This is a genomic window from Mammaliicoccus lentus, from assembly GCF_947036595.1.
GTDB classification, from domain to species: domain Bacteria; phylum Bacillota; class Bacilli; order Staphylococcales; family Staphylococcaceae; genus Mammaliicoccus; species Mammaliicoccus lentus.
In genome coordinates this window covers 1,345,265-1,370,855 of record NZ_OX344834.1, presented here as the reverse complement: position 1 = coordinate 1,370,855, position 25,591 = coordinate 1,345,265, and the positions used below count along the sequence as shown (strand labels likewise).

At 31.4% G+C, this 25,591-nt stretch carries 27 protein-coding genes; 4 read left to right on the top strand and 23 right to left on the bottom strand.

Annotation, left to right across the window (positions count from 1 at the left end; genetic code table 11):
- Positions 1-63 precede the first annotated feature (63 nt).
- The 7 genes from ACNMOQ_RS06855 to ACNMOQ_RS06825 all read right to left on the bottom strand — a co-directional run bounded on the left by ACNMOQ_RS06855 (position 64) and on the right by ACNMOQ_RS06825 (position 8,040).
- On the bottom strand, positions 64-1,347 hold the full coding sequence (locus ACNMOQ_RS06855) for a dihydrolipoamide acetyltransferase family protein (protein ID WP_017000271.1): 1,284 nt from the start codon (positions 1,345-1,347) through the stop codon (positions 64-66).
- Positions 1,348-1,358: 11 nt separating this feature from the next.
- Positions 1,359-2,342, bottom strand: coding sequence for an alpha-ketoacid dehydrogenase subunit beta (locus tag ACNMOQ_RS06850; RefSeq protein ID WP_017000270.1), 984 nt, complete (start codon positions 2,340-2,342; stop codon positions 1,359-1,361).
- On the bottom strand, positions 2,335-3,333 hold the full coding sequence (locus tag ACNMOQ_RS06845) for a thiamine pyrophosphate-dependent dehydrogenase E1 component subunit alpha (protein WP_017000269.1): 999 nt from the start codon (positions 3,331-3,333) through the stop codon (positions 2,335-2,337). The genes ACNMOQ_RS06850 and ACNMOQ_RS06845 overlap by 8 nt, the downstream gene beginning before the upstream one ends.
- Positions 3,334-3,348: 15 nt before the next feature.
- Positions 3,349-4,761, bottom strand: coding sequence for a dihydrolipoyl dehydrogenase (gene lpdA / locus ACNMOQ_RS06840; protein ID WP_416350379.1), 1,413 nt, complete (start codon positions 4,759-4,761; stop codon positions 3,349-3,351).
- Between the two features lie 11 nt (positions 4,762-4,772).
- Positions 4,773-5,834 carry a butyrate kinase gene (gene buk / locus ACNMOQ_RS06835; RefSeq protein WP_064211252.1) on the bottom strand — a complete coding sequence of 354 codons (1,062 nt, stop codon included), beginning with the start codon at positions 5,832-5,834 and terminating at the stop codon, positions 4,773-4,775.
- A complete protein-coding gene (locus tag ACNMOQ_RS06830) occupies positions 5,834-6,934 on the bottom strand; it encodes a Glu/Leu/Phe/Val dehydrogenase dimerization domain-containing protein (protein ID WP_017000266.1) in 1,101 nt (366 codons plus the stop codon). Before ACNMOQ_RS06830 ends, buk begins: the two co-directional genes overlap by 1 nt.
- A gap of 215 nt (positions 6,935-7,149) precedes the next feature.
- Positions 7,150-8,040: a phosphate acyltransferase gene (locus ACNMOQ_RS06825; RefSeq protein ID WP_416350378.1), complete on the bottom strand. Its 891-nt coding sequence runs from the start codon at positions 8,038-8,040 to the stop codon at positions 7,150-7,152.
- 121 nt (positions 8,041-8,161) lie between these two features.
- Here ACNMOQ_RS06825 and ACNMOQ_RS06820 point away from each other — a divergent pair, with 121 nt between their 5' ends.
- The gene (locus tag ACNMOQ_RS06820) at positions 8,162-8,437 is read left to right on the top strand and encodes a DUF2627 domain-containing protein (RefSeq protein WP_017000264.1); all 276 of its coding nucleotides are present in this window, start codon (positions 8,162-8,164) and stop codon (positions 8,435-8,437) included.
- A 9-nt stretch (positions 8,438-8,446) separates the two neighbouring features.
- On the opposite strand, the gene ACNMOQ_RS06815 is transcribed toward ACNMOQ_RS06820, so the two are convergent.
- The 13 genes from ACNMOQ_RS06815 to ACNMOQ_RS06755 all read right to left on the bottom strand — a co-directional run bounded on the left by ACNMOQ_RS06815 (position 8,447) and on the right by ACNMOQ_RS06755 (position 20,308).
- A complete protein-coding gene (locus ACNMOQ_RS06815) occupies positions 8,447-9,160 on the bottom strand; it encodes a sporulation initiation factor Spo0A C-terminal domain-containing protein (RefSeq protein WP_070045399.1) in 714 nt (237 codons plus the stop codon).
- A gap of 28 nt (positions 9,161-9,188) precedes the next feature.
- Positions 9,189-10,859 (bottom strand): DNA repair protein RecN, encoded by a 1,671-nt coding sequence (recN, locus tag ACNMOQ_RS06810; protein ID WP_017000262.1) that lies wholly within the window; start codon positions 10,857-10,859, stop codon positions 9,189-9,191.
- 17 nt (positions 10,860-10,876) lie between these two features.
- Positions 10,877-11,329: a transcriptional regulator AhrC/ArgR gene (gene ahrC, locus ACNMOQ_RS06805; protein WP_017000261.1), complete on the bottom strand. Its 453-nt coding sequence runs from the start codon at positions 11,327-11,329 to the stop codon at positions 10,877-10,879.
- A 146-nt stretch (positions 11,330-11,475) separates the two neighbouring features.
- Complete coding sequence (gene dxs, locus ACNMOQ_RS06800; protein WP_017000260.1) at positions 11,476-13,347, bottom strand: 1-deoxy-D-xylulose-5-phosphate synthase; 1,872 nt, start codon at positions 13,345-13,347, stop codon at positions 11,476-11,478.
- Positions 13,348-13,390: 43 nt separating this feature from the next.
- Complete coding sequence (locus ACNMOQ_RS06795) at positions 13,391-14,269, bottom strand: polyprenyl synthetase family protein (protein ID WP_416350377.1); 879 nt, start codon at positions 14,267-14,269, stop codon at positions 13,391-13,393.
- The gene (locus ACNMOQ_RS06790; RefSeq protein ID WP_017000258.1) at positions 14,250-14,468 is read right to left on the bottom strand and encodes an exodeoxyribonuclease VII small subunit; all 219 of its coding nucleotides are present in this window, start codon (positions 14,466-14,468) and stop codon (positions 14,250-14,252) included. Before ACNMOQ_RS06790 ends, ACNMOQ_RS06795 begins: the two co-directional genes overlap by 20 nt.
- 5 nt (positions 14,469-14,473) lie before the next feature.
- Positions 14,474-15,799 (bottom strand): exodeoxyribonuclease VII large subunit, encoded by a 1,326-nt coding sequence (gene xseA, locus ACNMOQ_RS06785; RefSeq protein ID WP_064211058.1) that lies wholly within the window; start codon positions 15,797-15,799, stop codon positions 14,474-14,476.
- A 17-nt stretch (positions 15,800-15,816) separates the two neighbouring features.
- Positions 15,817-16,206: a transcription antitermination factor NusB gene (gene nusB / locus ACNMOQ_RS06780; RefSeq protein WP_017000256.1), complete on the bottom strand. Its 390-nt coding sequence runs from the start codon at positions 16,204-16,206 to the stop codon at positions 15,817-15,819.
- 58 nt (positions 16,207-16,264) lie between these two features.
- Positions 16,265-16,624: an Asp23/Gls24 family envelope stress response protein gene (locus ACNMOQ_RS06775; RefSeq protein WP_017000255.1), complete on the bottom strand. Its 360-nt coding sequence runs from the start codon at positions 16,622-16,624 to the stop codon at positions 16,265-16,267.
- Between the two features lie 12 nt (positions 16,625-16,636).
- A complete protein-coding gene (gene accC / locus ACNMOQ_RS06770) occupies positions 16,637-17,995 on the bottom strand; it encodes an acetyl-CoA carboxylase biotin carboxylase subunit (RefSeq protein WP_017000254.1) in 1,359 nt (452 codons plus the stop codon).
- 1 nt (position 17,996) lies between these two features.
- Complete coding sequence (gene accB / locus ACNMOQ_RS06765) at positions 17,997-18,443, bottom strand: acetyl-CoA carboxylase biotin carboxyl carrier protein (RefSeq protein WP_017000253.1); 447 nt, start codon at positions 18,441-18,443, stop codon at positions 17,997-17,999.
- A 227-nt stretch (positions 18,444-18,670) separates the two neighbouring features.
- Positions 18,671-19,228, bottom strand: a complete 558-nt coding sequence (gene efp / locus ACNMOQ_RS06760; protein WP_017000252.1) for an elongation factor P — start codon at positions 19,226-19,228, stop codon at positions 18,671-18,673.
- A 24-nt stretch (positions 19,229-19,252) separates the two neighbouring features.
- Entirely contained in the window at positions 19,253-20,308 is a 1,056-nt protein-coding gene (locus ACNMOQ_RS06755) for a M24 family metallopeptidase (RefSeq protein WP_017000251.1), read from the bottom strand.
- A 99-nt stretch (positions 20,309-20,407) separates the two neighbouring features.
- Here ACNMOQ_RS06755 and ACNMOQ_RS06750 point away from each other — a divergent pair, with 99 nt between their 5' ends.
- Both ACNMOQ_RS06750 and ACNMOQ_RS06745 read left to right on the top strand, forming a co-directional pair.
- Positions 20,408-20,998: a hypothetical protein gene (locus ACNMOQ_RS06750; RefSeq protein WP_017000250.1), complete on the top strand. Its 591-nt coding sequence runs from the start codon at positions 20,408-20,410 to the stop codon at positions 20,996-20,998.
- Between the two features lie 55 nt (positions 20,999-21,053).
- The gene (locus ACNMOQ_RS06745; RefSeq protein WP_017000249.1) at positions 21,054-21,266 is read left to right on the top strand and encodes an SA1362 family protein; all 213 of its coding nucleotides are present in this window, start codon (positions 21,054-21,056) and stop codon (positions 21,264-21,266) included.
- Positions 21,267-21,347: 81 nt separating this feature from the next.
- On the opposite strand, the gene ACNMOQ_RS06740 is transcribed toward ACNMOQ_RS06745, so the two are convergent.
- Entirely contained in the window at positions 21,348-22,178 is an 831-nt protein-coding gene (locus ACNMOQ_RS06740) for a lipoate--protein ligase family protein (RefSeq protein WP_064205409.1), read from the bottom strand.
- Between the two features lie 120 nt (positions 22,179-22,298).
- On the opposite strand from ACNMOQ_RS06740, the gene ACNMOQ_RS06735 reads away from it, so the two are divergent.
- A complete protein-coding gene (locus ACNMOQ_RS06735) occupies positions 22,299-22,679 on the top strand; it encodes a rhodanese-like domain-containing protein (protein WP_064205408.1) in 381 nt (126 codons plus the stop codon).
- Between the two features lie 97 nt (positions 22,680-22,776).
- On the opposite strand, the gene gcvPB is transcribed toward ACNMOQ_RS06735, so the two are convergent.
- Positions 22,777-24,252 carry an aminomethyl-transferring glycine dehydrogenase subunit GcvPB gene (gcvPB, locus tag ACNMOQ_RS06730; RefSeq protein WP_017000246.1) on the bottom strand — a complete coding sequence of 492 codons (1,476 nt, stop codon included), beginning with the start codon at positions 24,250-24,252 and terminating at the stop codon, positions 22,777-22,779.
- Complete coding sequence (gene gcvPA / locus ACNMOQ_RS06725) at positions 24,245-25,588, bottom strand: aminomethyl-transferring glycine dehydrogenase subunit GcvPA (RefSeq protein WP_064205406.1); 1,344 nt, start codon at positions 25,586-25,588, stop codon at positions 24,245-24,247. Before gcvPA ends, gcvPB begins: the two co-directional genes overlap by 8 nt.
- Positions 25,589-25,591 lie beyond the last annotated feature (3 nt).

Below are 25,591 nucleotides of genomic sequence, written 5' to 3'. Positions count from 1 at the left end.
CCTGTAATAATAGTTATCTTTATTTTACAGGAGATTTCTAGTTAAAACAATGCGTAGGTGTTATTAATATATAGATGTATTTTCAATCGTCATACTTTGTATACGTTCTTTAACAAAGTTTAAAAACTCGCCTGCTAATAAGCCATCTAATATTCTATGATCAATAGATAAAGATAAATTAACCATATCACGAATGCCTATCATGTCATCAATTACTACAGGTCGTTTAACAATAGATTCAATTTGTAATATAGCTGCCTGTGGATGATTGATAATACCCATAGATGATACTGAACCAAATGAACCTGTATTATTAACAGTAAAAGTACCATCTTGCATATCTTGAGATGTTAGTTGATGTTTTCTACCTCTTGTAGCTAAATCATTAATTTCTTTTGCAATTCCTTTAATTGATTTATCATCAGCATTTTTAATAACAGGTACATATAATTTATCTTCACTTGCTACAGCTATAGATATATTGATATCTTTATTAATTTTGATTTCATCTTCATGCCAACTACTATTAAGCATTGGATACTTTTTCAACCCTTCTGCTACTGCTTTTACAAAAAATGCAAAGAAAGTAAGATTATATCCTTCGTTTTGCTTAAACGATGTCTTATGATGTTGTCGCGTTTTAACTAAATCAGTTGCGTCTACTTCAACTTGCATCCAAGCATGCGGTATTTCTTGTACACTTTGCAACATTTTATTTGCAATTGCTCTTCTAACACCATTAACAGGTATTGTATCGTGACTTGAATTTGAATTATGCTCTATAGCTGCACTTTCAGATTGTGGGCTTTGCTCTGCAGGAGTAGTATTCGCAATAGGCTCGCTTTTTTCTGTATTTCCTTTATTTTCTATTGCTTTTACAATATCTTTTTTAGTGACTCTTCCTAAATTACCAGTACCTTCAATATTTTCTAAATTAATGCCATTTTCGCTCGCTAATTTAAACACTACAGGTGAATACTGTCCATTATTTTTAGGTTTGTTATGAGACTCGCTTACAGACTGGTTATCATTTTTAATATTTTCTGATGCTTCTTGAATAGATTCATGATTTTCTTGTTTATTATGATCTGAATCATTTTCTTTCTCAACTTCACCTTCTACTTCCATAGTGCAAATAACGGTCCCTACATCAATCGTTTCTCCCGCTTCTACTTTAATTTCTTTTATTACACCAGTATATGAAGAAGGTACTTCTGCTGTGACTTTATCTGTAATAACTTCACAAAGTGCGTCATATTCTTCGACATGATCGCCAGGTTTAACTAACCACTGTTCAATTGTGCCTTCGTGGACGCTCTCCCCGAGTTTCGGCATTTTTACTTCCATTTTTTTACCTCCTAAAATTCAGCTAATGTTCTCATTTTTTGTTCTATTTTTTCTGGATTCATCATAAAGAAATCTTCCATTGGTGGTGAAAATGGCATAGCTGGAACATCAGGCCCTGCTAATCTAGCAATCGGAGCATCTAAATCAAATAAGCAATGCTCTGCTATAATAGCTGATACTTCACTCATAACACTACCTTCAAGGTTGTCTTCTGTAACAAGTAATACTTTACCTGTTTTCTTAGCACAGTTAATTATCGTTTCTTTATCTAATGGATATAAAGTTCGTAAATCTACTACTTCTACATCTATATCTTCAGTAGATAGGATTTCTGCAGCTTGTAATGCATAATTCACGCATAGTCCATAAGTAAACACTGTAATGTCTGAACCTTCACGTTTTACGTCTGCTTTGTCGATTGGTACCGTATAATATTCTTCAGGTACTTCTTCTTTCAATAAGCGATAAGCTTTTTTATGTTCAAAATATAATACAGGGTCATTCTCTTCAATAGACGCTAGTAATAAACCTTTTGCATCATATGGTGTTGATGGAATAACAACACGTAGACCTGGTGTGGAACAAAAAATACTTTCAATACTTTGCGAATGATATAAAGCGCCATGTATTCCTCCACCAAAAGGACTGCGTATTGTCATCGGACAATCCCAATCATTATTTGAACGGTAACGAATTTTTGCTGCTTCATTAATAATTTGATTTGTAGCAGGCACGATATATTCTGCAAATTGAATTTCTGCAACTGGTCTTTTCCCTAACATTGCTGCACCTATAGAAGCACCTACAATATTTGATTCAGCTAATGGTGAATCTAGAACACGACTTGCACCATATTTATTAAACAGATTTTTTGTTGCTCCGAATACGCCGCCTTTAAGACCAACATCTTCGCCGATAACAAAGACATTATTATCTTTTTCCATAGCTTGATCCATCGCTTGATTAATAGCGTCTAGATAAGATAATTTAGGCATTTGATTCGCCTCCTTGATCATATACATGTGTTAAAGCTTCTTCAGGTCGTGGATAAGGTGCTTTTTCTGCATTTTTTGTCGCCGTATTAATTTCTTGTTTAATTTCTTCTTCTATCTGATTAAACCACTCTTCATCTGCAACTTCATTTTCAATCAAATATTCTTTGAATTTGATATTACAATCATTTTCTTTTTCTTCTTTTAATTCTTCGGCTGGACGATAGTTATCATTATCATCTGAAGAATGTGGTGTTAAACGGCTACAAATTGCTTCAATTAAAGTTGGACCTTCTCCATTTATTGCACGTTCTCTCGCTTTTTTAACAGCTTTATATACTGCTATTGGGTCATTCCCATCTACTTGTTCACCAAAAGCGCCATATCCTTCAGCTCTTTTAGATAAATCATCTGTCGCAAACTGTAATTCAGTTGGAACTGATATAGCATATTTATTATTTTCTATTATGCAAATATAAGGTAGTTTGTGTACACCAGCAAAGTTCATCGCTTCATGGAAATCACCTTGACTCGTACTACCTTCACCTAGAGTTGCAAGTGCTATGTTCTTTTTATTATCCATTTTTAAAGATAAGCTTGCTCCAGCTGCGTGTAATACTTGTGTAGTTACACATGAACCCTGAGTTAATATATTTAAGTCTTTCTTGCTGAAATGTGAAGGCATTTGCTTACCACCACTTGAAGTGTCTCCTTCTTTTGCAAAAGCAGCTAGCATCGATTCTTCTGCAGTTATGCCTCTAGCTGTAACTAAAGCTAAATCTCGATAATATGGTGCTAATACATCATCATCTTGTAATGCATAATAAGTACCGATTTGGGTTGCTTCTTGACCTTGGCAACTAATAACAAACGGAAGTTTACCCGCTCTATTCAAAAGCCACATTCTTTCGTCGATTTTTCTACCGAGCAACATCCATTTATATATTTCTTTTAAATCTTCATGTGTTAAACCAACAGTTTTGTAATCTAACATTTCGTCACTCCTTTTTTAGACGTGAATTGCACGGTTTTCTGATTTTAATCCTAATTCCATTAATACTTCTCCAATTGAAGGATGAGCATGTACTGCTGTTGCTAATTCTTCAGTAGAACCATTCATAAAAGTAAATAAAGACACTTCATTAATTAACTCAGTTACTTTAGCACCAACCATATGAATGCCTAACACACGGTCATTTTCCATGTCTTTTATTAATATGCATTCTCCTAATCCATTGTTTTCTATAACAGATTTACCTATGGCTTTAAAAGGTACTTTGAATTTCTTATAATTTATATTTTCATTTTTAGCATCTTGTTCTGTCATACCAATTGAAGCTACTTCAGGATTTGTATAAATACATCTAGGCACCGTTAAGTAATCTAACTGAATTGGATTTTGATCAAACATGTTTTCCACAGATATGGTTCCTTCTTTAGTTGCAACATGAGCTAATTGATAATTACCTATTACATCACCTACTGCATATATATGTTTGTCTTCTGTTTGATATACATTGTTTGTAACGATATAGCCTTTATCATCTGTTTTAATCTTTGTATTTTGAATTCCAATATCTTCAGTATTTGGCTTTCTGCCAACAGCTACTAGTACTTTATCAAACGTTACTTCATCATCTCGTAATTGTACTTTAATATTTTGGTCAGTAATTGATATATTTTCTTCACTTAATGGTAAATCTTCATAGATTTTAATACCACTTTCTTGAAAATCCTTTTTGATTATTTTACTAATTTCTTGCTGTTCATTTGGAATAATCGAAGCCCCTGCTTCTACTACTGTCACATCTACCCCTAAATCGTTGAGTAAAGATGCAAACTCAAGACCTATAACGCCACCGCCTATAATTAAAATATTATTAGGTAAGGTTTCCATATTCATCATGTCATCACTAGAAATGATTGTTTTATGATTGAACTTTAAGAATGGTAATTCCACAGGTTTAGAACCTGTAGCAATTAAAACATTTTGGTTAACAAGTAATTCAGATTCACCATTTTCTAATTCTACTGACACAGTGCCAGCTTGTGGTGAGAATAGTGATGGTCCAAGTAATCTTCCATTTCCTTGATATACATCAATTTTATATTTTTTCATTAAACTTTGTACACCTGTGTACATAGTTGTAACGGTTTCATCTTTTTTAGCGACGACATCTTGGATATCAAAATCCGCGGAAGCTTGTTTGATTCCATATTGATCTGCATGATTAATATATCTTAATATTTCAGCGGTTTTTAAGTAAGATTTAGTAGGTATACATCCTTTATGTAAACATGTACCACCTATTTTATATTTTTCGACAATTGCGACTTTTTTTCCAAGTTGAGCAGCACGAATAGCAGATACATAACCTGCCGTTCCACCGCCTAGAATAACTAAATCGTATTCTTTAGACATAGTATTACTCCTTATTCATATGACTTGGTACTAATTTTACCTTGTAAAAGGTCCAAAATGCCAACATTTAGGGCTTGCATTTCTTTTTCTCCTTTGTATATCGTAACATTTTGTAGCCAAGATACATATTTTTTTACTTTATTTACTAAATATTCAGAATAACTTAACCCACCAGTTATAATGATTTGATCAACTTCACCTTCTAATGGTACAGCGCAAGCACTGATTGATTTTGCTATTTGGTAAGCCATAGCATCTAATACTAATTTGGCTTCTTTGTTTCCTTCGTTTATCATTCTTACTACTTCTCTACAATCATTTGTCCCAAAATATGAAAGTAAACCAGATGATTTACTGAGTTGATTATTTGCTTCTTCAACAGTGAAGTTGTTTTCTTTCACCCATTTAATTAAAGCATCATTGGGTATTGAGCCGGCTCTTTCAGGACTAAATGGTCCTTCTCCAAGTAACCCGTCATTTACTTCAACGACACGGCCTTTCTTATGTGCCCCTACGCTAATTCCACCACCTAAATGTGCAACGATAACATTTATATCATCGTATACTTTATTATTATCTTCAGCATATTGTTTTGCAACAGATTTTTGGTTTAATGCGTGGAAAATACTTTTTCTTTCTATTCCTTTAATACCTGTTATTCTTGCCTCTGGAATTAATTCATCTACAACAACAGGATCAACTATGTATGCTTTAATTTTGAACTTTTTAGATAATTCATAACCTATCAAACCACTTAAGTTAGATGCATGAAATCCATATTTAAACGTCTTTAAATCTTCTAACATCTTTTCATTTATAAGATAAGTACCACCTTGTATAGGCTTCAACACACCACCTCTACAAGCAATAGCGTCTATTGCTTGTAGAGAAACATTGTGTTGATTCATAGAATTCTTGATACTTTCAAGTCTATATGGAACTTGATCAATTAGTGGAAGATTTGTCACATTCATATCATGTCTTATAACATCTTCGTATAGCATTTCATAATCAGTAAATACTGCTACTTTAGATGAAGTGCTTCCTAAATTAAGTACAAGAATATTTTTCATTAACGTTTACCTCTAGATAAAATAGATTTTTCTGTACTTAAGTAAGTACTTCTTACATTCATCATTTGGTTAATACGTTCTTCAGCTAAAATTTCAGCAGCTCTAGCCGATGTAATTTTATCACGCTTGCTTATTTCAAATACTTTATCCATTTGATCATAAATTTTTTCAATATTAGCAATTGCACGCGCTTCGTTATAGCCATCTAATTCATCAGCAACATTGATAACACCACCGGAATTAGTAACAAAGTCTGGTGCATATACTATACCTTTATTTTCAAGTTGGTCAGCATGTTTATCAATATCTTCTAATTGGTTATTTGCACTACCGCAAACAACTTTAACTTTTAATCTGTTAATTGTGTCGTCATTTAATACTCCACCTAATGCACAAGGAGCAAATACGTCAGCTTCAACATCATAAATTTCATCGATACCTACACTTTTAGCGTTAAAATCATTTACAACTCTGTCTACAGCTTCTTGATTAATATCTGTAACGACTAAATGAGCACCTGCTTCATTTAAATAGCGACAAAGTTCGTAAGCAACATGACCTACACCTTGAACTGCTACAGTTTTACCTTCTAGATCATCTGAACCGAAAGCTTCTTTAACTGCACGTTTCATTGATACAAATACACCTAAAGAAGTTTTCGGACTTGGATTACCACTTGAATGGTGACTTTCTGATAAACCAACAACATAATTTGTTTCTTCAAAAATAGTATCCATATCCATTTCCGTAGTGCCCACATCTTCTGCAGTGATATATCTACCATTTAAGCTTTCTACATATCTACCTAATGCTCTAAATAATGCTTCTGATTTATCTTTTTTCGGATCTCCGATCACAACTGTTTTACCTCCACCAAGGTTTAAACCGGCAGCAGCATTTTTATATGTCATACCTCTTGATAAACGCAGTGCATCGTTTATCGCTTCTTCTTCACTTTCATATGGCCACATTCTACAACCACCTAATGCAGGTCCTAATGTTGTATCATGAATAGCAATGATTGCTTTCAAACCTGAACTTTTATCATGACAAAAAACGATTTGTTCATAGTCATATTTTTCAATTGTTTCGAATAACATAATAATCCCCTTTTCATTCTATATATAATAAACTTCATCTTTAATTTTACATCAAATGTTTTATTTATCAAATAAATTCATGCAAAATGATAGCGCTTACAAAAAGTAAAAATTTTTAGAATATTCTAAATAACTTGGTATCTATAGATTGTAATAACTTTCCAGTTATTCTAAATTAAAGCATAATTAACATTTTATTATTTAAATATACTAAATTATACTAATGTTAATGCACAGCAAATTGAATGAAATTTATCTTTAGATGAATCTGAACGAGAAGTTAATATGACAGGAACTTTAGCACCTACTATTACTGAAGCAACATCAGCATTAGCTAAATACACTAGAGACTTATATAATATATTTCCACTTTCAATTTGTGGAACAATAGCAGCATCAATATTCCCAGAAACATTTGAAGATATTTTTTTTATAATAGAAGCTCGTTTATTAATCGCAGCATCAAAAGCTAATGGGCCTTCAATTTCAACATCTGTATTTTCTTTTTTAATATAATCTACTATTTCCTTTGCATCAACTGAAGATTGCATTTTAGGGTCAACTGTTTCGATAGCAGATAATACAGCAATTTTAGGTGTATCAATGCCTAATTTCTTTAAATTTGATATTACGTTTTCAGTAATTTCTATTTTTTGATTTACGTCAGGTGCAATATTCATTGCAACATCTGAAATTGCTAACATTTTATGATATGTTGGGATTTTGAAGAAAGATAGGTGACTAATTCTCTGAGTCGTTTTTAAAGAATATTTATCTTTAAGTATTTCTTTTAAAATTTCTGACGACGATACTAATCCTTTCATTATTAAATTTGCAGTGCCTTCATTAACCGCCCTAACGCATTCTGAAATCGTATGTTCATAATCTCTTGTTTGAACAATTTTAATCTTTTCGAATTCCTCATGACTTAAATTAAAAGAACGTATTAATTCATCTTGTGGTTCTTCATCAAATAAAATAAATTTAGCTCTTGTCTGTTTAATACATTTTATAATCGCTTTAATAATACCTTCATCATTTGATTTGCAAACTGCTATAGTAGCATCTATATTTTGACCTTTATTTATCATTTCATTAAATTGCATATAAACCCCTCCTAATATTAATCATAATCAAATTTCACCGATTATTCCATCTTTTCCTTGTTTACTTTCATTCATCATCTCATATATAATATAAGTTATTAATAAATAGGAGTTTTCAATTATGCAAAAATATATTGCATTAATCATTTTAGTTATTCCGGGAATTTTAGCAGGCTTAGGCATTAAATGGATGCGAGATGCTGTCTTTGGAGAGCTCGTCCCCCAATTACAATTTATATGGCTACAGTTTTTACTAGGTCTTATATTTTTTGTGTTTGGTGTTGTTTTCATCGGTGGATATATATTGCATAGAGAAAAGAAAAATAAACGCGCTCAAGAATACTTTTTAAACAAAGATAATCAAAGGAAACAATCAAAAAAAGCTGACAAATCTTAAATAGATTTATCAGCTTTTTTTGATTTGATCGTCTTTATATAATTGATATAAATGAATAATAAATTCACCATTTGTAGGTCTTACATATGAATTTTCTTGTTTATACCAATATTTTTTTAAATCTTTATCCCACGCTAATTTAATTGCATGTCTAATTGAACGTTCTACATTATTCGATTGTACATTAAAATATTCTGATATACGTGGATACAATTCTTTTGTAAGTTGCATATTATGTGAGTGTTCTAGCATTATTTGTACGCCATATTTGATATATTTATAACCATTAAGATTATAAGAAAAACCTATTTTCTCTAATAATAAATCTATAGCATCTATTTCAGCTATAATAGGTTTATTATTATTAAGAACACGTTGAATTGTATTAAGTAATACATCAAATTCTACCGGTTTGATAAGAAAATAATCTACGCCTAAGGAAACAGATTCCTTTAATAGGTCATCACTGACAAATGCACTCATACAAATTACTTTATACTTTTTATTAGGTTTTATATATTTTTTTAGCAAAGTCATGCCATCAATATGAGGTAAAATTAAGTCTAATAAAAGAACGTCGAAAGTATCTGTATTAAGAATCTCCAGTGCTTCTTTACCATTGTAACCTATATTAACTATTTCAATATCATGTGTTTTCAAATAATGAGACACTTCGCTCACATAAGCTTTCGAATCCTCTATTATCGCTACTTTAATACTCATATTTAACACCCTATCAAATCATACTATTTTAATTTTTATTTTGAATTATCATTTCTTTAGCATGTTGTTTTGTTAATTCTGTCACTTCAACACCCGAAATCATTCTAGCTATTTCATCTATTTTATCGTCTCCGACTAATTGTTTGATAGATGTAATCGTCCGATCGTTTACAGTTTCTTTAGTAATGTATAAATGATTATCACTAATCGCAGCGACTTGTGGTAAATGGGAAATACATATCACTTGTATTGATTGAGATATTTGATACATTTTTTCTGCCATTTTTTGAGCTACACGACCAGAAACACCAGTATCTACTTCATCAAATAAGATTGCTGTCTGACCTTTATTAGATACAAATATGCTTTTTAATGCTAACATTATTCTTGATAATTCACCACCTGAAGCGATTTTATTTAAACTTTTCAGTGGTTCACCTTTATTCGGACTGATTAGAAATTCAATTTCTTCTAAACCATTTTTACCTGGTGATGTTTCAGTAAATGCTATTTCAATATTAGCATCTTGCATATGCAAGTTTTGAACTTCATCAATAAGTCTATCTCTTAACTTCAATGCGATTTTTCGTCTTTTTGTAGATAATAACTTTCCTTTTTCAAGAACTTCTTCATGTAAGCTTTGAATTTCTTCTCTTAGTTGAGTAGTACTTTGTTCATAATTTTCAATTTTGAAAATTTCATCATCAATTTTGTCACGATACTTAATAAGCTCAGGAATACTTTTACCATATTTCCGATTTAAATCATTTAAAACATTTAATCGAGATTCGTATTCATTTAATAATGATTCATCAAACTCATTATTTGTTAAATCATTATATAATTCATGTTTATAATCTTCTAACGTATAATACATTTGATCTAATTCTTCACTAAAAGCAGTATATTTATCTGGTATTATATCATTAATATTTTGAATTTCTTGATTAAGTTCATAAATTTTATCTGGTATATTTTCTTCACTACTTAAAAATAAATGAGCTTTATTTAAACTTTCGCTAATTTTCTCATGATTTTGTAGCTTTTTAATTTCTTGGTTTAAAAAGTCTAATTCATCTTCTTTTAAATTAGCATCATGTAATTCATCACGTTGAAATTTTATCAAGTCTAATCTTTGTAGTAAAGCCTGGTCTTGAGATTCTAACTTCTCTAACTCTTGCTTTTTAATTCTATAAGATTCATAAACATTAATATAATTATCAATTTCTTTTTGGTATTTACCATCAGCATAATTATCTAAAAGTGTTAAATGATATTTGGGCTTTAATAGAACTTGTGTTTCGTGCTGTCCATGTATATCCAACAATTCTTGCATAACTGTTTTTAATTCAGCTAAAGTTACATTTTGGTTATTTAATTTACAAAGACTCTTACCTGATGCGAATATTTCTCGTTTCACAAATAGAAAATCTTCATCAACGTCAATATCTAAATTTTGAAGGATTTTATTGACGTTTGGAACATTATCAATGTCAAACACACCTTCAATTGTTGATTTTTGTTCACCATGTCTTACAAAACTTTGTGACGCCCTCGCACCTACTAACTGACCTATAGCATCTATAATAATAGACTTACCTGCACCCGTTTCACCACTTAGTACAGTTAAACCATTTGAAAAATTTATTTCTAAAGATTCAATTATTGCGAATTGTTTGATTGTAAGTGCTTGTAACATAGTTTATTAAATCTCCTTTAAAGCATATTGAAAATTCTATCTGTAATAATTTCTCCAGATTCTTTGTCTTTACAGATAATTAAGCACGTGTCATCACCACAGATTGTGCCTAAAACTTCTTTCCAGTCAATTTGATCTATAATAGCACCGATTGATTGAGCATTCCCGGGTAATGTTTTTAGTACAAGTAAATTATCTGCACCATCGATTTTCACAAATGAATCCATTAAATATCTACCTAATTTATCAATTGGGTGATATTTTCTATCTCTAGGTAAACTATATATATATTGACCTGATGGAGCTGGGACTTTGATTAATTGCAACTCTTTAATGTCACGAGAAATAGTGGCTTGCGTGATGTTTAAATCGAGCTCGTTTAACCTTCTAACTAATTCTTCTTGTGTTTCTATTTGTTCGTTTGAAATAATTTCTCTTATTTTAATTTGTCGCATTGTTTTATTTGCCATTTATAACACCTCAACTAATGAATATTTATACAATTATAATAGCATAAAATTTGTAAAATGAGTAATGTAAGCGCTATTAAATATTTAAAAGACGCTTTATTATTACTAAAGCGTCCTTTTTATCATAATTATTCATCTGTTTATAATTATTTTTTTATTATTGATTTAGCAACTGATTTTATATTTGCTTTGGAGATACCTATATCTTCTAATAATAAATTAACATCTCCATGTTCTATATATTCATCATTTATACCGATTCTTCGCAGTTTATTTTCATAATCGTTTTCTATAATGAATGTTGCAATTTGTGTACCTAAACCACCAGTTAACATAGATTCCTCTATCGTAATAAACGGTATACCTTTTTCGCCTAGTTCATGTAACAACTCTACATCCATCGGCTTAATAAATCTAGCATTTACTACGGTAGCATTTATTCCTTCTTTCAATAATTCATCGGCTACTTCAGTAATTAATTCTAAAGTTGGACCGTAACTTATTAATGTTACATCATTGCCTTCTCGTTCCTTTGTCCAACTTCCTATGGATAATACTTTTATTTCTTCTCTATCTTCTACTGCTGGTGCATTACCTCTAGGATATCTAATCGCCATTGGACCATGTTCGGTTTCAAATGCAGTTTTAAGCATGTCCTTTGCTTCATTACCGTCTTTAGGCATCATAATCGTGAAATTAGGAAATTGATTTAAAAATCCTATGTCAAAGACGCCTTGGTGTGTTTCTCCATCTGCACCAACTAAACCAGAACGATCAACACCAAATAAAACGCCGAGGTTTTGTCTATCAACATCATGTAGTAGCTGATCATAAGCTCTTTGCATGAAAGTTGAATATATAGCTACATATGGTTTCATACCTTGAGTCGCTAATCCAGCAGACATTGTTACAGCGTGCTGTTCAGCAATACCTACATCAAAAAATTGTTCAGGTAGTTCTTGCTGAAACTTCGTTAATTTTGAACCAACTGGCATTGCTGGTGTAATAGCTACTACACGTTTATCTTGTTTCGCATAATTAAGTACTTCGTTGCTCATTAAAGCACTCCAGGCAGGGCCTTCTGCTTTTCCTTTAATCACTTCACCAGTTTCAAGTTTATATGGTCCTAAACCATGCCAAGTGCCTACTGTATCAATTTCTGCGGGTTTATAACCTTTACCTTTTTTAGTGACAACATGAATCAATACAGGTTTATTTATTTGTTTAGAAGCATTTATTGCTTCGTCTAATTCTTTAAAATTATGACCATCTACTGGACCAATATATTTGATACCTAACTCTTCAAAAAATATACCATCAACGACTAAATATTTTAAACTGTCTTTAATTTTATCAGCTGAGTCCCTCAATTTATCTCCACCTGGTAATCTTGTGATAAAGCTCTCAGCATCAAATTTAAAACGATTATAATTATGATTTGTTCTAATTCGTCCAAACATATTATGCATCGCACCTACATTCGGAGCAATACTCATTTCATTATCATTTAATATAATTGTTAAATCAGTTTTGTCGTGACCGATATGATTTAATGCTTCTAAAGCCATACCACCTGTCAAAGCACCGTCTCCAATAACTGGAACGATGTGATTTGTGTTTCCAAGAATATCACGTGCTTTTGCCATCCCCATGGCAGCTGATAATGAAGTGGAACTATGTCCTGCTTCCCAAACATCATGTTCAGATTCTTTCATTTTAGGAAAGCCACATAATCCTTTATATTGCCTTAAAGAATCAAACTCATGTCCTCTTCCAGTCAAAATTTTATGGATATAAGCTTGATGACCAACATCCCAAATAATTTTATCTGTTGGGCTGTTAAAGTGTTTATGTAAACTCAGTGTTAATTCAACAACACCTAAATTCGCCCCGATGTGTCCCCCAGTTATAGAACATGTTTCAATTAAAAATTTTCTGATTTCTGCGCTTAATTCCTCAAGTTCAGAGTTTGATAGTCCTTTTATAAAGGAAGGATTTTTTATTTTTGAAACATCCATTATTTTACCACCTTTAGCCCTATTACCTATAAGTTCGAGATTATTACTTTTCCCTATTTGCAAATAATTTAGTTAACGATTTAAGTTCTTCAGTATTATAATCTTTACCTAATTGCTCAAGTAAATATAACGCTTGGTTAACATGTTGCTCGAGAGCGATTTTTGTATTAGTTGTCCCAAGTATACTTATATATGTACTCTTATTATTTGTTTCATCGCTTCCAACAGCTTTTCCAATTTTTTCAAAGTCACCTTCGATATCTAATAAATCATCTTTTATTTGGAAAATTAAACCTAATTCTTGGCTAAATGAATCTAATAATAAAAATGTTTTACTATTTACTTTAGCAATTGTACAAGCTGCAACAACAGAAAAACGTATAAGCGCTCCAGTTTTATATCTGTGAATTTTACGTAGAGTATCTAATGAAATATCTTTATTTTCACTATCCATATCGAGAATTTGGCCACCTACCATACCTTGATGCCCAGCTGCTTCAGATAATAATCTTATTAATTTAACTTTTTCTTCAGATGCTAACTCTTTATCTTTAGAAATAAGTTCGAATGACTTCGTTAATAAAGCGTCTCCTGCTAAGATAGCTGTCGCCTCGCCAAATAACTTATGGTTTGTCTTTTTACCACGTCTATAATCGTCGTCATCCATTGCAGGTAGATCATCATGGATTAATGAATACGTATGTATCATTTCTAGAGCTTTGGCAGTTTCCATACCTTTATTTATGTCAGTCTTCAACATAGATAACGTCATTAATAATAAAACAGGTCTAATTCGTTTGCCACCAGCAGAAAGAGAATAGCGCATACTTTCTTCTAATTGAGTCTCAACTATAGGGATAAGTTTGGTGTTATTGAGTGATTCATTAAATTTTTCAACATAATTATTCATTATCTGATTCATTAGAATCACCTTCTTTTTTTACTAGCTTGTTAACTTTATCTTCAGCTTCTTTAAGTTTTGTTTCACATTTACTGCTCAATTCAATGCCACGTTGATAAAGTTCTATAGATTCTTCTAATGAAATATTCTCTTCATCTAATTTACCTACAACTTTTTCAAGTTCTGTCATCATTTCTTCAAATGTCTGTTCTTTAGTCACAATCATCACCTAATTTCTTTAACATTAGCTTTTATTTTACCATCTTTTAAGTTAACCGTAATTTCATCTTCTACACTTAAATCATCTTTACTTGTGATTATTTTATCATCTTTCTCAATAATAGAATAACCTCGTAACATTGTTTGTGTAGGACTTAAAGTATCTAATTGTACAAGCTTATTAGCTAATAGTTGCTTTTTATCAGTCAAAATACGATTAATCAGCTGATTTTGTTCATATTTCAAACGATCAAAATCTTGTCTGTATTGAAAAATTCTATTGGAAATTGGTCCAATTCTTAATTTATTCTGTAATATATCCATTCGATGTTTATATCGGAGTATTGTTTGCTCGAGATTTCTATTTAATTGCTTTTGATAATCATCTAGTAATTGAGTTTCCTGATCATATAATAATGATGGTGTTTTCAATTTATAGTAAGATGATAACTGATTCAGCCTTTGTTTTTCTCTTTGAATATCTTGTGTGATATGTTTCGTCAAATATTGACGTGCATTCTGAATAAGTTGATACAACGCATTTATATCTGGCGTTGCAATAACAGCGGCTTGTGTAGGTGTAGCAGCTCTAACATCACTCACAAAATCACTTAATGTCGTATCAGTTTCATGTCCTACTGCAGAAATAATAGGAGTAGAACAATTATATATAGCTTCAACTACTTCTTTCTCGTTAAAACTCCATAAATCTTCAATTGATCCACCACCACGGCCAACGATAATAACATCAACACCCATAGAGTCTGCCTCTTTAATATTGTTAATAATATTATCCTTAGCTCCTTTACCTTGAACTAAAGTACTTATGAGTACTTGTTCAGCAAGCGGGTAACGCTTGTCTAGGGTAGAACAAATATCTCTTATTGCTGCACCTGTTGAAGCAGTTAAAACTGCTATCTTTTTAGGATATTTTGGAATACTTAATTTATGATCGGCATTAAAATAACCTTTCTCAGCAAGCTCTTTTTTAAGTGCTTCAAATTTCTCATATAGCAAACCAATACCGTCTAATTGCATAGTTTGAACATAAATTTGATATGAACCTCTTGATTCATAAACGCCTATACGTCCCTCAATTAAAACTTGATCGCCTTCTTTTGGCTCAAATGATAATTGGTTAGCATTGGATTTAAACATCATTGCGCTTAATACACCTTTATCGTCTTTTAAAGCAAAATAAAGGTGCCCGCTTGAATGTCTTTTGAAATTTGATATTTCTCCTTTAATAAACACATTTTGGAGATGAGGGTCTTGGTCAAATTTATATTTTATATATTTTGTTATAGCTGTAACTGTTAAATACTTATCCATTTAATTATCACTCTTTATTATTTTGATAGGCTGCTTAGTACACCATTAATAAATTTATAATGATCATCATCACTATAAGTTTTTGATATTTCTACCGCTTCGTTAAATACGACTTTTTCAGGTGTATCTGTATATTCTAATTCATATGTGGCCATTCTTAAAATAATTCTATCTGTTTTCAGTAATCGTTCAAGCGTCCAATTTTTCAAATGTGGTTTGAAAATATCATCTAATTCGTTAGATTTTTCAATAACTTGATTGACATAGTTTTTTACATATAAATATTGTTCACCTTTAAAATCTTCAACTAAATAAGAAATAGCTTCTTCTACAGTTAATTCAGTTTTGTTGTTTTCTAATTGATACAAAGTTTTGAACACAATTTCTCTTAATTCTTGTCTTTTCATATTCTTCTCCTTCAAAGAATAAGAGGATGCACGCATCCTCTTAATTAATCATTGTTTATTATTGAAAGTGTATATTGACGATATGAACATTAACTTCTTTAGGTGTTAATGCAGTCATTGTATTTAATGCTTGTTTAATTTCTGATTGGACTTTTCTCGCTGTTTCAGAAATTTTTGTTCCGTAGTCAAATGTACAGTAAACATTAATATAAATACCATCTTCTTTTATATCGACTTTAATACCTTTACCAAAATTCTTTTTCCCGAATTTTTCTAAGGAATTCTTATTAAAAACGGATTGCATGTGAGAGACACCTTTGATATCTGTAGTTGCTATACTTGCTATTACCTCAATTACTTCTGGCGCGATCTCTATTTTACCTAAAGAAGGCTTTTCATTTTCAATTGTTTTAGCCACTTGAATCCCTCCTTAATTATCTTCATTATTTATAATATCATGAATCTCGAGGAAATTGGTATTAAAATCACCTGATTTGAAAACATGATTTTCTAATAATCTTAGATGGAAAGGGATAGTTGTATCTATACCAGTTACTAAAAATTCTGTTAAAGCTCTTTTACCAATTTGTATTGCTTCAGTACGGTCTGAACCATATACAATTAGCTTAGCAACCATGGAATCATAATAAGGCGGTATAGTGTAACCTGCATAACAAGCTGAATCTATACGTACACCAAATCCACCAGGTGTTAAGTATTGATTGATTTTACCAGGTGAAGGCATAAAGTTTTTAAATGGACTTTCTGCATTGATTCTAAACTCAATAGCGTGACCTGATAAATCAACATCTTCTTGCGTCAATGGTAATGCTTCACCACTTGCAACTTTTAATTGTAATTTAACTAAATCCATACCTGTTACCATTTCAGTAACAGGATGTTCTACTTGGATACGTGTATTCATTTCCATGAAATAAAATGTATCTTCATCTAAATCATAAATGAATTCAATCGTACCTGCATTTTCATATTCAACGGCTTTAGCAGCTCTGACAGCTGCCTCTCCCATTTCTTTTCTCATTTCCTCTGATAATACAGGTGAAGGTGATTCTTCTACTAATTTTTGCATACGACGTTGAATCGTACAATCACGTTCTCCTAAATGAATCACGTTTCCAAATGAATCGCCTAATACTTGAATTTCAATATGTCTAAAGTTTTCTATGAATTTTTCTAAATAAACGCCTTTGTTACCAAACGCTGTTTCAGCTTCTTGTTGAGTCATTCTAAATCCAGTAACAAGCTCTTCTTCATCGCGTGCTATTCTAATACCCTTACCGCCGCCGCCAGCTGTTGCTTTAATAATTACTGGATAACCAATTTTTTTCGCGCATTTTTTTGCGATTTTAACCGTGTCTACTAACCCGTCACTACCTGGTACAACAGGTACATTAGCTTTTATCATTTCCTCTTTAGCAACATCTTTAATCCCCATTTTTTGAATGGATTTGTAACTAGGGCCGATAAATTTAATTTGGCAAGCTTCACACATTTCTGCAAAGTCGCCATTTTCAGCTAAAAAGCCGTATCCAGGATGTATGCCATCACAACCTGTAGATTTAGCAATTGATAGAATGTTAGGTATGTGTAGATATGAATCTTTAGATTGTGTTGGACCAACACAATATGCTTCATCAGCAATTTGAGTATGTAATGCTTCTTTATCTGCTTCAGAATAAATGGCTACTGTTTGTATATCAAGTTCTCTACAAGCTCTAATAATTCTTACGGCTATTTCCCCTCTATTTGCTATTAATACTTTTTTCATATTATTTCACCTTGAACAACGGTTGGCCATACTCTACCATTTGTCCGTCTTCAACTAATATTTCAGTTATTTCACCTGATACTTCAGCTTGTATTTCATTAAATAGTTTCATAGCTTCCAATATACATACAGTAGTATCAGACTCAACTCTAGATCCAACTTGTACATATGGGCCTTCATCTGGTGATGGAGATTTGTAGAAAGTACCTACCATTGGTGCATTAATAGTGATGCTATTATCTACTTCAGTTTCAGGAGCAGGTTGTGTGTCAGCTTGATTTGTAACTGGTGCAGGCTCTGCTACACGTGTAGGTTCTTGATTATAGATAACTTCTTGTTTAATTTCTTTTTTTAAAGTCAGTTTAAATTCTTTATCATTAATGTCAATTTCAGTTAAAGAAGAATTGTCTAGTACGTCAACAAGTTCTTTAATTTGTTTCAAGTTCATGTAAAAAAACTCCTTTTAAATTCAAATTCATGATACTTCATACATTTTACTTTAGTGGTCATACCAATTCAAGCGATTTTAATATTTAATTAAAATTTGGGAGTGTAATACAAATTTTGAATTTTAAAAAGCCTTATATAAATACATTTACAAAACAGTCGCACACTATCCATATAATAATTTAGGCTGAGACACTTATTTATGTCTCAGCCTAAATTGTTTAAATATTATCCTCTTGATACGTAACTTCCATCACTTGTATTAATAACAAGTTGGTCACCTTCGTTAACGAATAAAGGAACATTTAAAGTATATCCTGTTTCTACAGTAGCTTGTTTAGTAGCACCAGTTGCTGTATCACCTTTAATACCTGGTTCAGTTTCAGTGACTGTTAAAGTAACTGTGTTAGGCATTTCGATACCGATTGTTTCACCTTCGTACGTTTGAATATGAACTTCCATATTTTCTTTAATAAATTTAAGTTCATTTTCTAAAGTGTCGCCAGGTAATTCTAATTGATCATATGTTTCATTATCCATAAATACATGGCTATCACCATTAGCATATAAATATTGCATACGGTGGTTATCGATTTGTGCTCTTTCTACTTTTTCACCAGCTCTAAATGTCTTTTCTTGAATGGCACCAGTTCTTAAGTTTCTTAACTTAGAACGAACAAATGCTGCACCTTTACCAGGTTTAACGTGTTGGAAGTCCATAACTTTCCAAATACCATTATCTACTTTAACTGTTAAGCCTGTTTTAAAATCGTTTACTGAAATCATTCATTTTCCTCCTAATTATCCTTCTTATAAAATAATAAGGTCTTTTGTGGATTTAGTAAAGCGCTGTAAGCCATTTTTTGTTACTAATACGTCATCTTCTATTCTTACACCACCAAGTCCTTCTACATATATACCTGGTTCTAACGTAACGCACATATTTTCTTCAAGAACTATATCTGATTTTTGTGATAATGCAGGACCTTCATGTACTTCTAATCCTATACCGTGTCCAAGAGAATGTCCAAATTGCTCGCCGTAACCATAACTAGAGATAATGTCGCGTGCGATAGAGTCTGCTTCTTTACCAGTCATACCTGGTTTAATTTGCTCTAATGCTGCTAATTGTGATTCTAATACAATATTATATATTTTTTTCATTTCTTCTTTAGGTTCACCAATAGCAAATGTTCTCGTAATATCACTAACGTAACCTTCATATAACGCACCAAAATCTAAAGTAATCATGTCTCCTTCTTCAATTACTTTATTACTTGCAACACCATGAGGTAAAGCGCCACGATGTCCAGATGCTACTATTGTATCGAATGAAGAGCATGTTGCACCTTTACTACGCATGAACATTTCCATTTCATTATTTACTTCGTTCTCAGTCATACCTGGTTTAACCCATTTAAGAATATGTTCATATGTTTCATCGACGATATCAGCTGCTTTTTGGATTTGTTTAATTTCAAAATCATCTTTAATCATACGAATTGTTTCAATTACACCTTCAATAGAAGATAATTGTACTTCGTCTGTATTTAAAGCTTGATATTCATTATACGTAATTAAATCTGCTTCAACACCTACATTTTTATAATTACCATGTTGAATTAATTCATTAATTTTATTAATCATAGGACCATTTTGATTAATAATTTCAAAATCTTCAGCTTGCGAATTCGCTTGTTGTATATATCTGAAATCAGTAATTAATTGTTTCGTATCCTGGGTGATTAATAAACTCCCGCTTGTACCAGTAAATCCAGAAAGGTATCTTCTATTGTATGGCGAAAGAACAACAATAGCATCTAACCCTTTTTGTTCCATTACTTTTCTTAAGTTTGTAAATTTCATATTTATCCCCTTTCTATTTGTACAATAAATCTATATACATTAAAATAATATCATACATAGTTTAAATTTTTCAGAGTAAAACATTGGGAGTTAAAAAATATGAAAAAAATAATAACAATATTGATGACGAGTACAATCATATTATCAGCATGTGGTAATGATAAAATAGATCAATTAGAACAAAAGAAATCAAAATTAAAAAAAGAAAATAGAAAAGCTAAACAAGAAATTACGAATCTAGAAGATAAAAATCAAACATATAAACAAAAGGAAAAAACATTAGAAAATTCTATTAAAAACAAAGAAAGCCAAGTAACATCACAATTTTCTATTACATATTTACGTTCTTCTACTCAATTTATAAATGAAACAAGATCTAACATATCTGAATATAATAAAATAAATGATGATATTAAGAAAAAACTTGGAGACGAAAATATTAAAAATAAAATAGAAAATATATATACGAATCAAAAGACAATTTCAAATGAGTATAAAAATGAGATGAAAGGCAAAACCATTCCAAAAGATTTTAAAAATTTACATGAAAATTTGGAAAGTCTATCTAAAAATATAGAAAATGTTTTCAAAGATTTAAAAGACGCTTATGAGAAAAAAGATAAAAAGAAAATAGAAGAATCTATTAATAAATTAAATGGTTTGAAGGATGAAATAGGTCAAATTAAGTGAGGTATTATCTGAAATATGATATATTAAATAGACTAATAAACTAAGGTGAGATTTTATGAAAAAGTTTTTGTTTTATTTAATTATAATAATTGCATTGTTTGGATTAATTATGAATCTTGATTTCTTTATTATGGGATTCATTAGAATGGTTATTTCATTAATCATATTTGGTATTATCATTTATTTAATTTATTATTTCTTCTTCTTAACACCCGATCAAAGAAAATACAAAAAAGCAGTTCGTAAAAACAAAAGAAAAAATAGATAAATATGAAATCGGGAGATAAATTCCCTTCTCAATATTAAAATCCCAATCCGTTGATTTTACTTCGGATTGGGATTTTTTGTTTTATTTTCTATAAGTCCATTCTTCTGATCGATATTTATCTTCTAAGTGTTTTATTTCTTCTTTTTGAGATTCTGTGAATTCTAATGGTTTAAATTCAATATTTAGTCCTTTTTTAAAACCTTCATAGAATGCTGTTTCCATTTCTTCTAATGTAATGTGACGATCTGAAATATCATTTATAGCGATTGCTTTATCCATAAATGCAGCTTTCATTTTTTCTTTTAATCTATCATTTCTATATGTAAACATATCGAACAATTCATCTACATTAATATCTTGAAGAATTGAACCATGTTGTAAGATAACACCTTTTTGTCTAGTTTGGGCGCTACCAGCTATCTTTCTACCTTCAACTACAAGTTCATACCAACTCGGTGCATCAAAACAAACTGAGCTTCTTGGACTTTTTAACTTTTCTCTTGCTTCTTTAGATTTCGGAACCGAAAAGTAAGCTTCAAAACCTAATGCTTTAAAACCTTCGAGCAATCCTTCAGATATAACTCTATATGCTTCAGTTACAGTCTGAGGCATGTTTGGATGCGACTCTGGTACGATAACACTATAAGTTAATTCTTTGTCATGTAAGACACCTCTGCCTCCTGTTGCGCGTCTTACTAAACCAAATCCTTTTTCTTTAACCTTTTCAATATCTATTTCTTTAGTGAGTTTTTGAAAATAACCGATTGATAAAGTTGCTGGATTCCAAGTATAAAACCTTATTACAGGATCAATTTCCTCCCTGCTTACAAAATTCATAAGCGCTTCATCAACAGCCATATTATAAAACGGATTGCTAGATTTTGTATTTACAAAATGCCAAGTTTCTTTCACAATAAAAACTCCTATTCGATAAATTCTATATACTTTATTATTTTAGCAAATATATTTTGATAAATCTCACAATAAATCTTATAATAGTAGTTATAGAGTTAAATTGGGAGGAATTAGACCATGAATTATTGGTACATCGCGCTCATCGTCCTAGTTTTGATTATCATTTATATGGCAATAAACTACACTTTAAATAAGCGCGCAGTCACAGAATTAGATCAAAATGAGTTTCACAAAGGATTAAGAAAGGCGCAAGTCATAGACTTAAGGGAAAAAGCCGATTTTGACTATGGTCATATCGTTGGTGCTAGAAACATACCAATGAGTGTTTTCCGCACAAGATATCAAGGGTTACGTAAAGATCAACCTATATACTTTTGTGATGCCAATGGCGTAGCAAGTTATAGAGCCGCAAAAATGATGAAGAAAAAAGGTTACACAGATCTTTACATGTTAAAAGGCGGATATAAAAAATGGACAGGAAAAGTTAAATCTAAATAGATTAAAAACGTCCAGATTAAAAACTTTAATATTTAAAAAATAGCAGTGAAAAATTCCGTTTTTTTTGGAATTCATCACTGCTATTTTTATTTTATCATTATACTTTTTCTTCTTTTAAAAGTTCGAATTTTAATACTGGTTTTCTAGCTGCTTGAGTTTCATCTAGTCTACCAATAACAGTTGTATGCGGTGCATCTAATACCAATTCAGGATCTTCTTCAACTTCTTTTGAAATTTGAATTAATGTATCACAGAATGCATCTAGTGTTTCTTTTGATTCTGTTTCTGTTGGTTCAATCATCATACATTCCTCAACATTTATCGGGAAGTAAATTGTAGGTGGATGGAAATTGAAATCAAGCAAACGTTTTGCCATATCTAAAGTTCTTACACCTAGCTTTTTCTGTCTTGAACCACTAATTACAAATTCGTGTTTACAATGTTGCGTATATGGTGTATCAAAATGATCTTGTAATCTTCTCAACATGTAATTAGCATTTAATACTGCTGCTTCAGATACTGCTTTTAGACCATCAGGCCCCATAGTTCTAATATAAGTATAAGCACGTAAATATATACCAAAGTTGCCGAAGAATGGTTTTACTCGACCAATAGAATTTGGCATATCATGTTCAAATTTATATACATCATTCTCTTTAATAACAGTTGGTTTTGGTAAATATGGAATTAAATCAGATTTGACTCCAACCGGACCTGAACCAGGACCGCCACCTCCATGAGGACCAGTAAACGTTTTGTGTAAGTTTAAATGAACAGCATCGAATCCCATATCTCCCGGACGTACTTTACTCATAATTGCGTTTAAATTTGCGCCATCATAATAAAGTTTACCGCCTGCTTTATGAACAATTTCTCTTATTTCAAGTATATCTTCTTCGAATAAACCTAAAGTATTCGGGTTCGTTAACATAATAGCTGCAGTATCATCACCTACAACCTTTTTCAAATCTTCTATATCGACTAATCCTTTATCATTAGATTTTACAGTGACAGTATCAAAACCTGCGACTTTTGCAGAAGCTGGGTTCGTGCCATGAGCAGAATCTGGTACGATAACCTTCGTTCTATTATAGTCACCGTTTGCTTCATGATAAGCTTTAATCATTAATAATGCAGTCCATTCACCATGTGCACCTGCTGCTGGTTGTAATGTTACTTCATCCATTCCTGTAATTTCTTTTAAGTGTTCTTGTAAATCATAAATGATTTCTAAAGAACCTTGAACAGTTGCTTCATCTTGAAGTGGATGAGCATTTGCAAACCCAGACATTCTTGCTACTTTTTCATTAACTTTAGGATTATATTTCATCGTACATGAACCAAGTGGGTAAAAACCTGTATCAACCCCATGGTTTTTATTAGATAGCTCAGTATAATGTCTCATTAAATCCAATTCACTAACTTCAGGTAACTCGGCTTTTTGTTTTCTAGTGAATTTATCCCCTAAAATTTCTTTTATGTTTTGATTGTCTACTTCTTTTTCAGGTAATGAATATGCAAATCTGTCTTCTCTTGATCTTTCAAAAATTAATTCACTTGATGGTTTACGCATTATATTCACCTACTTTTTCAATAAATGTATCTATTTCATCTTTCGTTCTTAGTTCAGTTACAGCAATTAACATATGATTTTTTAAATTGTCATCTACAAATCCTAAATCAAAACCACCAATAAAGCCATCTTGCAATAGTTTTTCATTAATTTCTGCAATAGGCTGGCTAAATTTAACAACAAATTCATTAAATGAAATGCCTTCTAAAACTTCAAAACCATTTTCTTTTAATTTATTTTTCATATAATACGTGTTTTCCATGTTCATTTCAGCCATTTCATAGACACCATTTTTGCCTAATGCACTCATACATACTGAAGCTGCTAATGCATTCAATGCTTGGTTTGAACATATATTAGAAGTTGCTTTATCTCTTCTAATATGTTGCTCGCGGGCTTGTAATGTTAATACAAAACCTCTGTTCCCGTCATCATCTTGAGTTTGTCCAACTAATCTACCTGGTAATTTACGCATTAATTTTTTAGTTGAAGCAAAGTAACCACAATGAGGTCCTCCATATTGAGCTGGAATACCAAATACTTGTGCATCACCGACTACAATATCTGCACCAAAATCTCCAGGAGGCGTAATTAAACCTAAAGCTAATGGGTTACTAGAAACAATAAATAAAGCTTTTTTGTCTTCAATTAATGTTTGGATTTTTTCTAAATCTTCTAAAGAACCAAAGAAGTTTGGATACTGAACACAAACTGCTGCTGTATCATCATCTATTGCAGCTTCTAATTTCTCTAAATCCGTAACAGTGCCATCTAAATCTATTTCTACAACATCAATATCTTGAGCTTTCGTATATGTTTTAAGTACTTCGATAGATTGATAATGTACAGATTTAGAAACAATAACTTTTTTCTTTTTTGTATGACCAGCTGCTAATACAGCTGCTTCTGCAAATGCTGTCCCGCCATCATACATTGATGAGTTTGCAACATCCATACCTGTAAGTTCGCAGATTAATGTTTGGAACTCAAAAATCGCTTGTAACTCGCCTTGAGAAATTTCTGGTTGGTATGGTGTATATGCAGTGTAAAATTCCGATCTAGAAATTACATGGTCAACAACCGTAGGAATATAATGATCGTATACCCCTGCTCCTAAAAATGAAGCATGTGTTTCACTCGTAATATTTTTATTAGCTAGTTGAGACAGTTCCCTTAATAAAGCTGTTTCTGATTTCTTTTCTTTAATATTTAAAGGTTGATTAAACCTAACTGACTCAGGGATGTCAGTAAATAATTCATCTACTGATTTAATACCAATTACATCTAACATTTCTGATTTATCCTTCTCTGTTAAAGGAATATAACGATGACCCATTTT

Coding starts and splice junctions, on each gene's coding strand:
- ACNMOQ_RS06855 (WP_017000271.1), bottom strand. CDS start 1,347: ATGGAAGTAAAAATGCCGAAACTCGGGGAGAGCGTCCACGAAGGCACA.
- ACNMOQ_RS06850 (WP_017000270.1), bottom strand. CDS start 2,342: ATGCCTAAATTATCTTATCTAGACGCTATTAATCAAGCGATGGATCAA.
- ACNMOQ_RS06845 (WP_017000269.1), bottom strand. CDS start 3,333: ATGTTAGATTACAAAACTGTTGGTTTAACACATGAAGATTTAAAAGAA.
- lpdA (WP_416350379.1), bottom strand. CDS start 4,761: ATGTCTAAAGAATACGATTTAGTTATTCTAGGCGGTGGAACGGCAGGT.
- buk (WP_064211252.1), bottom strand. CDS start 5,834: ATGAAAAATATTCTTGTACTTAATTTAGGAAGCACTTCATCTAAAGTA.
- ACNMOQ_RS06830 (WP_017000266.1), bottom strand. CDS start 6,934: ATGTTATTCGAAACAATTGAAAAATATGACTATGAACAAATCGTTTTT.
- ACNMOQ_RS06825 (WP_416350378.1), bottom strand. CDS start 8,040: ATGCAATTTAATGAAATGATAAATAAAGGTCAAAATATAGATGCTACT.
- ACNMOQ_RS06820 (WP_017000264.1), top strand. CDS start 8,162: ATGCAAAAATATATTGCATTAATCATTTTAGTTATTCCGGGAATTTTA.
- ACNMOQ_RS06815 (WP_070045399.1), bottom strand. CDS start 9,160: ATGAGTATTAAAGTAGCGATAATAGAGGATTCGAAAGCTTATGTGAGC.
- recN (WP_017000262.1), bottom strand. CDS start 10,859: ATGTTACAAGCACTTACAATCAAACAATTCGCAATAATTGAATCTTTA.
- ahrC (WP_017000261.1), bottom strand. CDS start 11,329: ATGGCAAATAAAACAATGCGACAAATTAAAATAAGAGAAATTATTTCA.
- dxs (WP_017000260.1), bottom strand. CDS start 13,347: ATGGATGTTTCAAAAATAAAAAATCCTTCCTTTATAAAAGGACTATCA.
- ACNMOQ_RS06795 (WP_416350377.1), bottom strand. CDS start 14,269: ATGAATCAGATAATGAATAATTATGTTGAAAAATTTAATGAATCACTC.
- xseA (WP_064211058.1), bottom strand. CDS start 15,799: ATGGATAAGTATTTAACAGTTACAGCTATAACAAAATATATAAAATAT.
- nusB (WP_017000256.1), bottom strand. CDS start 16,206: ATGAAAAGACAAGAATTAAGAGAAATTGTGTTCAAAACTTTGTATCAA.
- accC (WP_017000254.1), bottom strand. CDS start 17,995: ATGAAAAAAGTATTAATAGCAAATAGAGGGGAAATAGCCGTAAGAATT.
- accB (WP_017000253.1), bottom strand. CDS start 18,443: ATGAACTTGAAACAAATTAAAGAACTTGTTGACGTACTAGACAATTCT.
- efp (WP_017000252.1), bottom strand. CDS start 19,228: ATGATTTCAGTAAACGATTTTAAAACAGGCTTAACAGTTAAAGTAGAT.
- ACNMOQ_RS06755 (WP_017000251.1), bottom strand. CDS start 20,308: ATGAAATTTACAAACTTAAGAAAAGTAATGGAACAAAAAGGGTTAGAT.
- ACNMOQ_RS06750 (WP_017000250.1), top strand. CDS start 20,408: ATGAAAAAAATAATAACAATATTGATGACGAGTACAATCATATTATCA.
- ACNMOQ_RS06745 (WP_017000249.1), top strand. CDS start 21,054: ATGAAAAAGTTTTTGTTTTATTTAATTATAATAATTGCATTGTTTGGA.
- ACNMOQ_RS06735 (WP_064205408.1), top strand. CDS start 22,299: ATGAATTATTGGTACATCGCGCTCATCGTCCTAGTTTTGATTATCATT.
- gcvPB (WP_017000246.1), bottom strand. CDS start 24,252: ATGCGTAAACCATCAAGTGAATTAATTTTTGAAAGATCAAGAGAAGAC.
- gcvPA (WP_064205406.1), bottom strand. CDS start 25,588: ATGGGTCATCGTTATATTCCTTTAACAGAGAAGGATAAATCAGAAATG.